Genomic DNA, 13,038 nt, shown 5'->3' with positions numbered 1-13,038 from the left:
TAAACTTTTTATGATTCGGCTTTACAGTTGCAAACGAAATCGGTACACTAATGGTATCGACGTTTAAGAAGGAGGCTTTTTCTCCATGACTGCAACCATTCTCCAAGGAAAAGAAGTAGCAAAAAGCATTCGCGAAGAACTCGCGGTTGAAGTGGCGGAACTGAAAAAACAAGGACTTGTCCCTGGACTGACTGTTGTGCTTGTGGGTGATGATCCCGCATCGCATTCGTATGTACGCGGAAAATCGAAAGGCTGCGAGGAAGTCGGCATCCGTTCCGAGCTGATTCTCAAGGAAGCTTCGACGACAGAAGAAGAGCTGCTGGGCATTATTCGGGATTTGAACGAAAATCCGAACGTTCATGGGATTTTGGTTCAACTTCCTCTGCCAGCCCATATTTCGGAGAAAGCGGTCATCGCTGCGATTCATCCGGAAAAAGATGTCGACGGTTTCCATCCGATCAACGTGGGCAACATGGTGCTCGGCAACGAAACATTGCTGCCTTGCACTCCGCATGGCGTCATCGAGCTGATCAAGCGGACAGGCACGGAGATTTCCGGCAAGCACGCCGTCGTCATCGGCCGAAGCAACATCGTCGGCAAGCCGGTATCGCTTTTGCTGCAACAGGAAAACGCAACTGTGACCATGTGCCATTCCCGCACGCAAAACCTGGAGGAGTTCACGACGAAAGCGGACATCCTCGTGGTAGCGACAGGCCGGGCGCATATGATCGGAAAAGAGCATGTAAAGCCGGGCGCAGTTGTCATCGACGTAGGGGTAAACCGGATCGATTCCGGGAAGCTCGTCGGGGACGTCAAATTTGACGAAGTGCAAGAGATCGCAAGCTTTTTGACTCCGGTACCTGGCGGTGTTGGCCCAATGACCATCACCATGCTGTTGAAAAACACGGTTGTGGCAGCGAGAAAGCAAGCGCAACTTTAGAGGAACGACTGAGGGAATGGATAGGGCCTGCGCTTTATCCATTTCTTTTTGCATGCGTATACGAAAAGTCAATCAGACCAGGGCTTGAACAGAGGAGGGGCACATGGCTGCATCAAACATTTTGTCTGTCAGTGATCTGAACCGCTACATCAAGCTCGTCCTGGAAAAAGAGACGAACTTGCAAGACGTCTGGGTGAGGGGAGAAATCTCCAACTTCACGCATCACGCAAGCGGGCACATGTACTTTACCTTGAAGGACAACACATCGCGGATCAAGGTCGTGATGTTTGCCAGCTATAACCGCTTCTTGCGCTTTTTGCCCAAGGATGGAACGAAGGCGATCGTGCGCGGCTCCATCTCCGCTTTTGAACGGGACGGAGCGTATCAGCTCTATGCAAAAGAAATGCAGCCGGACGGTCTTGGCTCCTTGTATCTCGCTTTTGAGCAGTTGAAAGAAAAGCTGACCAAAGAAGGCTTGTTTGCTGCTGAGCGCAAGCGGACACTGCCGCGCTTTCCGAAAAGGGTCGGGGTCGTGACATCCCCGACAGGAGCGGCGATTCGCGATATTTGCACCACCATCCGCAGACGGTATCCGCAGGCGGAGATTGTCCTGTCGCCTGCCGTCGTGCAAGGGAAAGATGCCCCGGCATCGATCGTTTCGGCGATTCGGATTATCAATCAGCACCCTGACATCGACGTCTTGATCGTCGGCAGAGGTGGAGGCTCGATTGAAGAATTGTGGGCTTTCAACGATGAAAACGTGGCGCGGGCGATCGCCGGGTCGCCGATTCCGGTCATTTCCGCAGTCGGACATGAGACGGATGTGACGATCGCGGATTTTGTGGCAGACGTGCGGGCGGCGACGCCAACCGCAGCGGCAGAGCTTGCTGTCCCGCATTATTTGGAGTGGGTGGAGCGCGTTCGCCAGCTTGAAATCCGGATGCACAGGGCGGTGCGCAATCAGCTCGCAGAAGAGCGTACGCGGCTGGATCGGTTGAGCGGTTCGTACGCGATGCGGCAGCCGCAGCGCAGGCTGGAGGAAGCGGCAGAGCGGCTCGATCGGACGTATATGCGAATGCGCCAGGCGATGAAGCATTTGATGGAAAGAAGGCGGGAGCGCTACACGCGGCTTTCCGAACAGATCAAAAAATATCGGCTGTCGGATCAGGTCGGGGAGAGAAGGAAAGCGGTTGCGTCGATTCGCGCGCGTCTGGATGAAAAAATGCTGGCGCGGCTGAACCAGAACCGGATGGCTTTTGCTTCAAGGGTAGCCACTCTGGAGGCGCTCAGTCCGCTGGCGGTTATGAAGCGCGGCTTTTCGCTGGTGTACACGAATGATCAGCTGGTGAAGTCCGTGGAACAATTTGCCCCTGGCGATCAGATCGTGGTACGATTAATTGATGGCAGTGCTACGGCACGGGTGGAACAGTTGAATCGGGAGGAGAAGCGCAATGGCTCGCAAGAAAACGGACCAAGAGACTGACATGCAGTTCGAAGAAGCGATGAAGCGGCTGGAAGAAGTCGTCGGGAAGCTGGAAGAAGGAGACATCCCGCTGGAGGAAGCAATTACGCTGTATCAAGAGGGCGTCACTCTCTCGCGTATTTGCGGACAGAAGCTGGATGCGATTGAAGCCAAAATCATTCAGCTGGTAGAAGAAGACGGCCAACTGAAGCAGAAGGCTTTTCGTGTGGAAGGGGAATAACGACATCGTGGATACATTCCAATCGTATTTGGCGGAAAAAACAGCCTACATTGAACAACATCTCACGCCTGCCCTGGAGCAGGAAGGCGTCCCGACCCATTTGTACGAATCCATGAAGTATTCACTCATGGCAGGCGGCAAAAGGCTTCGTCCGATGCTCGTTCTCGCTGTGCTGGAAGCGCTGGACAAACCGATGGAGCGCGGCGTTCCTTTTGCCGTTGCCCTGGAGATGATTCATACATACTCGCTGATCCACGATGATCTGCCAGCGATGGATGACGATGACCTGCGCCGTGGAAAGCCGACCAACCACAAAGTGTACGGAGAGGCGACCGCGATTTTGGCGGGCGATGCCCTCTTGACGCGCGCCTTTTCTCACGTAGCGGAAGCCTATCAGGAGCGGACAGATGTGACATCTGCGACGATTGTCAAACTGATTGCCGAGCTGGGCAAGCGCGCAGGCGCGACAGGCATGGTGGGCGGGCAGATGGCCGACATCGAAGGAGAGAGCAAGCAGCTCGATCTGAAGCAGTTGGAGTTCATCCATCGCCACAAGACAGGCGATCTGCTCGTGGCAGCGCTCAGGGGCGGAGGCTATTTGGCGGAAGCGAGCGAAGCGCAGATGGATGCTTTGACCCGCTACGGCGTCTGCATCGGACTGGCTTTTCAAATTCAGGATGACATCCTCAACGTGGAAGGGGACGCGGCAAAGCTGGGAAAAGCGGTTGGCAGCGACGCGGACCGGAACAAATCGACCTATCCTTCGCTGTTGGGACTTGCTGAGTCCAAAGAAAGGCTGTCTGCTTTGATCGCGGAGGCAAAAGCGGCTCTCGCCATTGCAGGCATCGAGCATTCCGCATTGAGCCCTTTGGCAGATTACGTTCAAAACCGCAACAAGTAAATGAAATGATAGGCAAAAAGCTGGCATCCACGTGGGGTGCCAGCTTTTTTCTATGACAAGCGTCTCGCTTTTTTCATGAAATTGGCTGTGAGCGCTTGCGGTAAATAAAGCGGTCATGACCGTTCTGTTTTCTTGTGATTACAATTGCTTGTCGTCTATACCGTTCAGCCACGTCTCGATTTCACCGATGACCGACTGAATGCAACCGTCTTCAAACGGCGAGTACAGCTTCGCAACCTTCACCAGTTCCGTGAACGATTTGCTGCCGCCCTCTTTGCACAGCGTCAAGTAATCGGACCAAGCTTGTTCCGGGTTTTCCTGTGCCCGTTTCCAGAACTGGAAGGCACAAATTTGCGCCAATGTGTAATCGATGTAGTAGAACGGATCGCGGAAAATGTGTCCTTGCTGTTGCCAGAAGCCGCCTTCCTCCAAAAACTCGTTCTCGTCGTAATTGCGGTACGGCAAGTATTTGCGCTCGATTTCGCGCCAGGTGCGTTTGCGCTCCGCTGGAGTCATCTCCGGCTTTTCGTAGACGGCATGCTGGTATTCGTCGACCGCGACGCCATACGGAATGAACAGCAGCGAGCCGCTTAGATGCGAGAACTTGTATTTGGCGGTATCGTCCTCGAAGAACAGCTCCATCCAAGGCCAGGTCAAAAACTCCATGCTCATCGAATGAATTTCGCACGCTTCATACGTCGGGAAGTGGTACTCCGGTACTTCGTAACCGCGGCTGACGTACACCTGGAAGGCGTGGCCCGCTTCGTGGGTCAGCACGTCGATATCGCCGGAGGTGCCATTGAAATTGGCGAATATGTACGGCAGCTTGTACTTGCTCATGTAGGTGCAATATCCGCCTGTCGCTTTGCCCTTTTTGCTGAGCAAGTCCAGACATTCATTTTCCAGCATGAAGTTGTAGAAAGCATCCGTTTCCGGAGACAGCTGTTCGTACATCTTTTTCCCGTTTTCCACGATCCAGTCCGGGGAGCCTTTTGGCGTCGGATTGCCCGTAGCGAAGTCGAAGGCCAGATCGTAATACTTCATAACATCGACGCCAATCCGTTCGCGTTGACGTTCGACCAGCCGAGCGGCTACTGGCACGATTTGTTCCTCCACTTGACGGCGGAAGTTGGCCACCATTTCGGCGTTGTAGTCCGTCCGGTTCAAACGCGCATAAGCCAGTTCCACAAAGGTGGTGAAACCGAGCTTTTTGGCGATCCGGTCGCGAACTTTTACCAGATTGTCGTAGATGCGGTCCAGTTCTTCGGTATGCTTGCTCAGAAACTCGTACTTCGCTTCGTTTGCTTTCTTGCGCATGTTTCTGTCCGTGGACGTCTGGAACGGAAGCAGCTGCGGAAGCGTGCGCTCTTCGCCTTCAAACATGATTTTCGCCGAGGCGATCAGGGCAACGTACTGGCTCGCCAGACGGTTCTCTTCCTGCAAATCGGCAACAACTTCAGGAGAGAAGGTGCGCAGAGTTGTCTCGGCAATGCGGAAAAGCTGGGCGCCCCATTTTTGTTCCAGCTCGGAGCGGAAAGCGGACTGGGTGATGGCGGCGTAGTAACGTGAAATGATCCCTTGATACACAGGGCCTGCTTCATCCCAATAGTCTTGCTCTTCTTTGTAAAAAGGGTCCTCCGTATTGATCGTATGGCGAATTTGCGCCACTTCTCGCGCAGATTCCACCTCTTGCCGCAGCTCGTTCAACTGTCCCATTACCTTGTCTTGCTCTTCAAAGCTGGCCGCTTGTTGAAACGCTTCCAACAGGCTGGAAAATCGTTCTTCGACATTTGCCATGTCGACGCGTGTGTACGGTATTTGCGAGAACTTCACGGGAGTCCACCTCGATTTCTTGAATTTGAATGATCCATTTTATTTTACCAGAATGTAGCAGGAAATTGTGTGCAAGATTGCGCTTGCTGATCAAAAGTGGTGTTTTTATGAAGAAACCGTTATAATGAATCAAGTTGAATTTCAGCGGAGTTTAGGCTTCGGGCAACACCGAAGAAGCCTAGTTTTCCATGGGGTGGATTGAAATGCAGCATGCACAATCGCCGGAGAACGAACAGTGGAAAGTGAGGAATACCAATGCTGCTTACTACCATAAATGATCCTCAAGACCTGAAAAAGTGCACTTCGCAGCAGTTACATACGCTGGCATCCGAAATCAGGCAATTTCTCGTCGAGACGCTCTCCCAGACAGGCGGCCACCTTGCGCCCAACCTCGGAGTAGTGGAGCTGACGCTTGCTTTGCACTACGTGTTCAACAGTCCCAAGGACAAGCTGATTTGGGATGTCGGGCATCAGGCATACGTACATAAAATGTTGACTGGCCGCCGGGAGATGTTTCCGACTTTGCGCCAGTACAAAGGGCTGTGCGGCTTCCCGAAAATGATCGAAAGCCCGCATGACGTCTGGGAAACCGGACACAGCAGCACCTCCTTGTCGGCAGCGATGGGGATGGCAACGGCCCGCGATTTGAAAAAAGAAAAAAACCATGTCGTGGCGGTTATCGGCGACGGCGCGCTGACGGGTGGAATGGCGCTGGAAGCGTTGAACCATATCGGTCACGAACGCAAAAATGTCATCGTCGTGCTGAACGACAACGAAATGTCGATTGCTCCGAACGTAGGCGCCCTGCACAACTACCTGGGCAAAATTCGCTCCACGGAAAACTATCAGTGGGCGAAGGACGAGGTTGAAGGGCTGCTGAAGTCCATTCCGGCTGTCGGCGGCAAACTGGCATCGATTGCCGAGCGCTTCAAAGACAGCATGAAGTATTTGCTCGTGTCCGGCGTTCTATTCGAGGAGCTTGGCTTCACGTACATCGGGCCGATCGACGGTCACAACATGGATCTTTTGGTCGATACGCTGAAAACGGCGAAGCAGACCAAAGGGCCGGTACTGATCCACGCGATCACGAAAAAAGGCAAAGGCTACGCGCCAGCCGAAGCGGATTCCGTGAAGTGGCACGGCATCGGCACGTACAAGATCGAGTCTGGAGACACGCCAAAATCCGCTCCGACGTACACCTCGGTGTTTGCCGATACGATGATCGAGCTTGCTGCCGAGTACAAGTCGCTGGTGGCGGTTACTCCTGCCATGCCAGCAGGCTCCGGCCTGATTCCGTTCGGACAAAAATACCCGGATCGCCTGTTTGACGTAGGGATCGCGGAGCAGCATGCTTGTACCTTTGCGGCTGGCCTTGCGACACAAGGCTTGAAGCCAGTGCTTGCGATCTACTCGACTTTTTTGCAAAGAGCGTACGACCAACTGATTCACGACGTTGCCCGGCAAAAGCTGAACGTGGTGTTTGCCGTCGACCGCGCAGGACTCGTCGGTGCAGACGGGGAGACGCATCAAGGGATGTACGACATTGCCTTCATGCGCATCATTCCGAACATGGTCATCATGGCACCAAAAGACGAAAACGAGCTGCGTCACATGATGAAAACAGCGATGGAGTACGACGGGCCGATTTCGTACCGTTATCCGCGTCTGCCGGCTCGCGGCGTGACGCTCGATAAAGAGTTGCAAGCTTTGCCGATCGGGAAGGCTGAAATCATTCGTGAAGGGAAAAAGGTAGCGATTTTGTCCTTTGGCCATGTATTTGAGATCGCGGAGCAGGCGGTCAACCAGCTGAATGCGGAAGGAATCAGACCGATGCTGGTAAACGCCCGCTTTTGCAAGCCGCTGGATGAGGAGTTGCTGTTCAGGCTGGCGAAGGAAGGCTACGACATCGTGACTGTGGAGGAAGGCTCGGAGATGGGCGGATTCGGCAGCGCGGTTATCGAATGTTACAACCGGGCGGGCTACTATGGCATGAATGTGCAGATCGTAGCTGTCCCTGATTATTTTGTAGAACACGGCAGTGTAAAAGAACAGCGTCAAGAGGTTGGGCTGACAGCGGAGAACATCGCTTCCCGTGTACGCGCCTTGATGCCGATATCGAAGGGTGTACTGGAAGCATGAGCGTGAGAAAAGAACGAATCGACGTTTTGCTCGTCGAGCGAGGTCATTACGAGACTCGGGAAAAAGCAAAAGCAGCCGTGATGGCGGGACTGGTTCAAGTGGCCGGGGAGCGATGTGACAAGCCCGGCACGAAATTCACCGAGGATGTCGCCATCACGGTCAAAGGCGAGGTTCATCCGTACGTCAGTCGCGGCGGACTGAAGCTGGAGAAGGCATTAAAAGTATTTGGCATCGACATGACGGACAAAGTCATGATGGACATCGGCGCTTCCACAGGCGGGTTTACGGACTGTGCCTTGCAAAATGGCGCACGCCTCGTCTATGCAATCGATGTCGGCTACGGACAGCTCGCCTGGACGTTGCGCCAGGATGAGCGGGTTGTCGTCATGGAGCGGACCAATTTCCGCCATATGGACCCGGACGCTTTCGAACAGGAACGTCCGGATGCCGCTTCGATTGACGTGTCGTTTATTTCGCTCCGGCTGATTTTGCCTGTCTTGTACCGTTTTTTGAAGCAGGATGGCGATGTCGTCGCGCTGGTCAAGCCGCAGTTTGAAGCGGGCAAGGACAAGGTCGGGAAAAACGGCATCGTCCGCGAACCGCAAGTGCATGAAGCGGTGCTGACAGACATCGGCCAGTTCGCCAGCGGCCTCGGATTTGCGCTGAAAGGGCTGGACTTTTCTCCGATCACAGGGGGAGAGGGCAATATTGAATTTGTTATGCATGTGACCAAAAGTGCTGGCGGCATGAACGCCGAAGAATGGCTGAAGCTCGTCAGCGATGTGGTCGCGCAGGCTCATGCCAAATTAAAATAGGGACAAAAAACAAAAGCCTCGGGAGTTTTGTTGCAAACGAGGCTTTTTATTTATGCATGAAAAGTTGTATACTTGTATAAGGATTTCCAACCAACCAGTTTGGGGTGGACCATGTGAAGAAGATAGGAATTATTGCAAACAAAGGAAAGCCCGAGGCCAGAATTGTGGCGCGGGAGCTTGTCTACCTCCTGGAGGTCAGGGGAGCGAATGTATTGCTGGACGAGACGATTGCATCTGATTTAGGGCGCGCGGAATTGGGCGCTCCGATTGAGGAGATCGGTAACCATGCCGACCTGGTTTGTGTGCTTGGCGGCGACGGGACCTTGCTCGGCATCGCACGCAAGCTCGCAGGGAGATCGATCCCCATTTTCGGGATCAATCTCGGTACATTGGGCTTTTTGTCAGAAGCAGAGCCGGAGCACTTGCCGCTTGCCGTCGACAATTTGCTTTCAGGCAAGTACGACATTGAGGAACGGGCCATGCTGGAAGCAGCTCTCGTCCGCAAAGGCAGCACGCTTGGGACATACACAGCGATGAATGATATCGGGATCGCCAAAGGGTCTTTTTGCCGCATCATTCAATGTGCTGTTTACTTGGATGACGAATATGTCGCAACTTTCAGCGGCGATGGTGTCATCGTGTCGACTCCGACAGGGTCGACAGCGTATTCCTTGTCGGCTGGCGGGCCTATCGTCGCCCCGAATGTGGATATGCTATTATTGACTCCGGTAGCGCCGCATTCGCTGACAGCGCGGCCAATGGTGCTGTCTGGCAACCAGACGATTCGCGTGGAAGTCGACGCCATCCATCAGGAGATGGGGCTGTCGATTGACGGACAGTTCGGCTATCGGCTGGAGGGCGGCGATCATATTTACATTAAAAAGTCTCCGTACGTCACACCGCTGATCAAGTGGAAAAAGGGCGGCTTTTTTGAAGCAATACGCACGAAACTACAAGGTGAATGGGAGTAATCCATATGAACAAGGGGCAACGACATATCCGTATTCGGGATATCATCAGTAACCAAGAGGTAGAAACTCAAGACGAACTGGTGGAGCGTCTGCGCGCTGCTGGATTCAACGTCACGCAGGCGACCGTATCCCGAGACATCAAGGAATTGCATCTGGTAAAGGTGCCACTCCCTGATGGGCGATATAAATATTCCATGCCTGCTGAACAAAAGTTTAACCCGATGCAAAAGCTCAAACGGATGATGGTCGACTCCTTCGTCAGCATTGACCAGGCAGACCATTTTATCGTGCTGAAAACCCTTTCCGGTCATGCAAATGCGGTAGCCGAGCTGATCGACAACCTGCCGTGGGACGAGATCATGGGAACGATCAGTGGAGACAATACCATTTTGATCATTTGCCGTTCCAAGGAAAATACAGCGGAAGTCACAAAGCGTTTCATGGAAATGCTGTAGAAGGTGGTCGCAACAGATGCTAGTGGAACTCTCTATCCGAAATTTTGCCATCATTAAATCGGTTACGGTCTCGTTTCAACGCGGGTTGAACATCCTGACAGGGGAAACCGGCGCCGGAAAATCGATCATCATCGACGCGCTCGGACTGCTGCTCGGTGGTCGTGCGTCCGCAGATTTTGTGCGCTACGGCGAGCTGCGCGCAGAGGTGGAAGGGCTGTTTGAACTGCCTGCGGGCCATCCTGCGCTTGCGGTGTGCGCCAGCGTAGGTGTGCAAGTGGAGCAAGACGGCATGCTCGTCGTCCGCCGGGACATTTCCAACCAGGGAAAAAGCATTATTCGTCTGAACGGCCAACTGGTGACGCTTGCCATGCTGCGCGAGCTTGGGCCTTGGCTGGTCACGGTTCACGGCCAGCACGACACGCACATGCTGATGCAGGCGGACAAGCATATCAACTGGCTGGATGCGTACGGCGAAGTTGCTTTGGGAGCGGCGAAGCAGGAATACGGCAAACTGTACTCCTCCTACCGGAAAACGCGACAGGATCTCGAACGGATGGCCCGCAACGAACGCGAGCTGGTACAGCGCATAGACCTTTTGCAATACCAGCTTGACGAAATCGAAAGCGCTTCGCTTACTCCGGGTGAGGACGAGAAGCTGCTGCAGCAGCGCAAAAAGTGGATGAACATTGAGAAGGTTTACGCGACCGTCCAGGACGCCTACCGCTCGCTGCACGGCGATCAGAAGGGCATGGATTGGCTCGGTCACGCCATGGGAGAGCTGGAGCGCGGCGTGATCTACGAGGAGCAGCTTGCGCCGATTTTGGAGACGGTGCAGTCTGCGTATTACCAGATTGAGGACGTGGTGCACAAGCTGCGCCAGCTTTCGTACCATCTGGACTTTGAACCGGAGCAGCTGGCAGAGGTGGAGCGCAGGCTCGACCAGATTCAGTCCTTGAAGCGCAAGTACGGAAAAAGCGTGGATGACATTTTGGAGTATGCAGCGACCATCTCCGACGAGCTGGACGAAATGCATCACTACGAGGATCGGTTGCAACAGGTGGAAAAACGGCTGCAGGAGCTGGCGGCTGATTTGGCTGTCGAGGCGCTGGAGCTGTCCGTCATTCGTCAGGAATGCGCCACGAAGCTCGCGCAGGAAATCGAGCAGCAGCTGAAAGAGCTGCATATGGAACGGGCGCGTTTTGCCATCGACGTCAGACAAACCCCTGATGAAGAAGGCGTTGAAATCGAAGGCATCAAGCGGCTCGTGGATGCGAATGGCATGGATCAGATCGAGTTTTTGATTTCGCCAAACCCGGGGGAACCGCTGCGGCCGTTAGCGAAAATCGCTTCTGGCGGGGAGCTGTCCCGCGTCATGCTGGCGATCAAGACGATCCTGGCTGGAACCGATCAGGTCGAGACGCTGATTTTTGACGAGGTAGACACGGGAGTCAGCGGCAGAGCGGCCCAGGCGATTGCGGAAAAGCTCGCCCGCGTCGCGCAAAAACGGCAAGTGCTGTGCATTACGCATTTGCCGCAGGTAGCTTCCATGGCGGATGCGCATTTTCTGATCAAAAAGGAAATGAGCGAAAACGAGACGAAAACGATCGTGACGAAGCTGTCGGAAGAAGAGACCGTGACAGAGCTTGCCCGCATGCTGAGCGGGGCAGAAGTAACGGCAAAAACAGAAGAGCACGCGCGGGAAATGATTTTGCTCGGGCGGGAAAGAAAGGCTGTCAACTAAGCTTTGGTTGGCAGTCTTTTTTATGGGCAAAAAGATTGCAGTTGGCTAACAAACATGAGTCAATTTCCTGACATAATCCGCTTGGCTGGGGGCAACATTAAAGGTACACAAGGTGGAGGTGTCTCTTTGTAGGTGTAGGTAGGGAACGGTAGGAGTGATTGCTGGTGATCCGACAAAACAAAAGAAAATGGATGGGAAGTCTCCTTCTCCTCATCACGGCGCTTGTCGTGAGTTCCACCCCGTTTCGCGATCTGTCCTCCTTTCCCCGCGAATTGCGCTTGATGGAAGGGTCTCTGGAAGAACTCAAGGTCTCCGTGCCGGTGATGGGCACGCTAATCAACAGCAATCCCGACATTTTGCACGTCAACGGGACGGAAGCGCGCGAAGTATCCGTTGATCTGAGCCAGCCTATGTCCGTAGAGCCGCGCAGAGCTGGGGAAGCACAATTGCAAGTAAAATGGCGAAACATTCCGCTGACAGCTGTCAAAGTAAATGTGCTGCCGGATTTGCGTCTGTACCCTGGTGGACAGTCGATCGGGGTCAAGCTGCAAACGGCGGGGGTGTTGGTTGTCGGTCATCATCTCGTGGACAATGGCAAAAGCAAGTCTTCCCCTGGCGAGCAGGCAGGTATTCACGTCGGCGACATGATTGTCAAAATGAATGATCTGTACATCAATGACATGAATGAAGTCAAAAAGCTGATCAACGAAGCCGGAAAAAAGAATAGCACGGTACAGCTTTTGGTCGTGCGCGGAAAAGAAAAGCTGAATCTGACGCTCCAACCGGCAAAAGACCAAAAAGACGGGGAGTACCGGATGGGACTGTACATTCGCGATTCGGCTGCCGGAGTAGGCACCCTGACCTTCTACGATCCCAACTCCAAAGCGTACGGAGCACTGGGGCACGTCATTTCCGACGTCGATACAGGCCAGGCTATCGTAGTCGGTGATGGGCAAATCGTGCAGGCAAGCGTGACGTCCATCGAAAAAGGGCAGAGCGGCAATCCCGGAGAGAAATTCGCCCGCTTTTACAACGAAAGCGAAGTGCTGGGGAACATCACCAAAAATACACCGTTTGGCATTTTCGGCAAAATGAAGGACGAACCGAAGCGCAGCTATTACCGCGAGCCGCTCCCGGTAGCGCTTGCCGAGCAAGTCGTGGAAGGCCCGGCGAAAATCCTCACCGTCGTCGAAGGGCAAAAGGTGGAGGAGTTCGATATCGAGATCGCCAACGTCATCAAGCAGCATTTTCCGGCGACAAAAGGCATGATCATCAAGGTAACGGACAAACGCCTGCTGGAAAAAACGGGTGGCATTGTCCAGGGGATGAGCGGCAGCCCGATCATTCAAAATGGAAAAATCGTCGGAGCGGTCACGCACGTCTTCGTCAACGACCCGACATCCGGCTACGGCTGCTACATTGAGTGGATGCTGCAGGACGCAGGCGTGCAGGTGCGCAATGCGCCGCAATCGAACGCCAAAACCGGGCAGGCTGCCTGAGAATACGAAAAGACGAGCCGTCACGCCAATCAAGCGAGGCG

At 54.0% G+C, this 13,038-nt stretch carries 11 protein-coding genes; 10 read left to right on the top strand and 1 reads right to left on the bottom strand.

Annotation, left to right across the window (positions count from 1 at the left end; translation table 11 throughout):
• The first annotated feature begins 85 nt into the window (after positions 1–85).
• From folD to IRJ17_RS20925, 4 genes are all read left to right on the top strand, one after another.
• A complete protein-coding gene (folD, locus tag IRJ17_RS20940; RefSeq protein ID WP_122965844.1) occupies positions 86–940 on the top strand; it encodes a bifunctional methylenetetrahydrofolate dehydrogenase/methenyltetrahydrofolate cyclohydrolase FolD in 855 nt (284 codons plus the stop codon).
• Between the two features lie 103 nt (positions 941–1,043).
• On the top strand, positions 1,044–2,423 hold the full coding sequence (xseA, locus tag IRJ17_RS20935; protein ID WP_242771799.1) for an exodeoxyribonuclease VII large subunit: 1,380 nt from the start codon (positions 1,044–1,046) through the stop codon (positions 2,421–2,423).
• The gene (xseB, locus tag IRJ17_RS20930) at positions 2,392–2,643 is read left to right on the top strand and encodes an exodeoxyribonuclease VII small subunit (RefSeq protein ID WP_005827293.1); all 252 of its coding nucleotides are present in this window, start codon (positions 2,392–2,394) and stop codon (positions 2,641–2,643) included. Before xseA ends, xseB begins: the two co-directional genes overlap by 32 nt.
• 7 nt (positions 2,644–2,650) lie before the next feature.
• On the top strand, positions 2,651–3,544 hold the full coding sequence (locus tag IRJ17_RS20925) for a polyprenyl synthetase family protein (RefSeq protein ID WP_173599155.1): 894 nt from the start codon (positions 2,651–2,653) through the stop codon (positions 3,542–3,544).
• Positions 3,545–3,682: 138 nt separating this feature from the next.
• Here the strand turns inward: IRJ17_RS20925 and IRJ17_RS20920 are convergent, their stop codons facing one another.
• On the bottom strand, positions 3,683–5,377 hold the full coding sequence (locus IRJ17_RS20920) for a M3 family oligoendopeptidase (RefSeq protein WP_173595768.1): 1,695 nt from the start codon (positions 5,375–5,377) through the stop codon (positions 3,683–3,685).
• 255 nt (positions 5,378–5,632) lie between these two features.
• Here IRJ17_RS20920 and dxs point away from each other — a divergent pair, with 255 nt between their 5' ends.
• From dxs to spoIVB, 6 genes are all read left to right on the top strand, one after another.
• A complete protein-coding gene (dxs, locus tag IRJ17_RS20915; protein ID WP_242771797.1) occupies positions 5,633–7,516 on the top strand; it encodes a 1-deoxy-D-xylulose-5-phosphate synthase in 1,884 nt (627 codons plus the stop codon).
• On the top strand, positions 7,513–8,331 hold the full coding sequence (locus IRJ17_RS20910; protein WP_122965849.1) for a TlyA family rRNA (cytidine-2'-O)-methyltransferase: 819 nt from the start codon (positions 7,513–7,515) through the stop codon (positions 8,329–8,331). The genes dxs and IRJ17_RS20910 overlap by 4 nt, the downstream gene beginning before the upstream one ends.
• A gap of 113 nt (positions 8,332–8,444) precedes the next feature.
• Entirely contained in the window at positions 8,445–9,302 is an 858-nt protein-coding gene (locus tag IRJ17_RS20905; RefSeq protein WP_173595769.1) for an NAD(+)/NADH kinase, read from the top strand.
• A 5-nt stretch (positions 9,303–9,307) separates the two neighbouring features.
• Complete coding sequence (gene ahrC / locus IRJ17_RS20900) at positions 9,308–9,757, top strand: transcriptional regulator AhrC/ArgR (RefSeq protein WP_122965851.1); 450 nt, start codon at positions 9,308–9,310, stop codon at positions 9,755–9,757.
• Between the two features lie 16 nt (positions 9,758–9,773).
• The gene (recN, locus tag IRJ17_RS20895) at positions 9,774–11,498 is read left to right on the top strand and encodes a DNA repair protein RecN (RefSeq protein WP_242771795.1); all 1,725 of its coding nucleotides are present in this window, start codon (positions 9,774–9,776) and stop codon (positions 11,496–11,498) included.
• A gap of 164 nt (positions 11,499–11,662) precedes the next feature.
• On the top strand, positions 11,663–12,997 hold the full coding sequence (spoIVB, locus tag IRJ17_RS20890) for a SpoIVB peptidase (protein WP_063226844.1): 1,335 nt from the start codon (positions 11,663–11,665) through the stop codon (positions 12,995–12,997).
• Positions 12,998–13,038: the final 41 nt, after the last annotated feature.

Origin of the sequence: Brevibacillus parabrevis (assembly GCF_022701015.1) — a bacterium.
Classification (GTDB): Bacteria; Bacillota; Bacilli; order Brevibacillales; family Brevibacillaceae; genus Brevibacillus; species Brevibacillus parabrevis.
Note: the sequence above shows the minus strand (reverse complement) of the source record. Positions and strands in the feature narration are given on the sequence as shown.

Bases quoted from the DNA above. Each gene is read 5' to 3' on its own strand.
- folD (WP_122965844.1), top strand. From the start codon at position 86: ATGACTGCAACCATTCTCCAAGGAAAAGAAGTAGCAAAAAGCATTCGC.
- xseA (WP_242771799.1), top strand. From the start codon at position 1,044: ATGGCTGCATCAAACATTTTGTCTGTCAGTGATCTGAACCGCTACATC.
- xseB (WP_005827293.1), top strand. From the start codon at position 2,392: ATGGCTCGCAAGAAAACGGACCAAGAGACTGACATGCAGTTCGAAGAA.
- dxs (WP_242771797.1), top strand. From the start codon at position 5,633: ATGCTGCTTACTACCATAAATGATCCTCAAGACCTGAAAAAGTGCACT.
- IRJ17_RS20910 (WP_122965849.1), top strand. From the start codon at position 7,513: ATGAGCGTGAGAAAAGAACGAATCGACGTTTTGCTCGTCGAGCGAGGT.
- ahrC (WP_122965851.1), top strand. From the start codon at position 9,308: ATGAACAAGGGGCAACGACATATCCGTATTCGGGATATCATCAGTAAC.
- recN (WP_242771795.1), top strand. From the start codon at position 9,774: ATGCTAGTGGAACTCTCTATCCGAAATTTTGCCATCATTAAATCGGTT.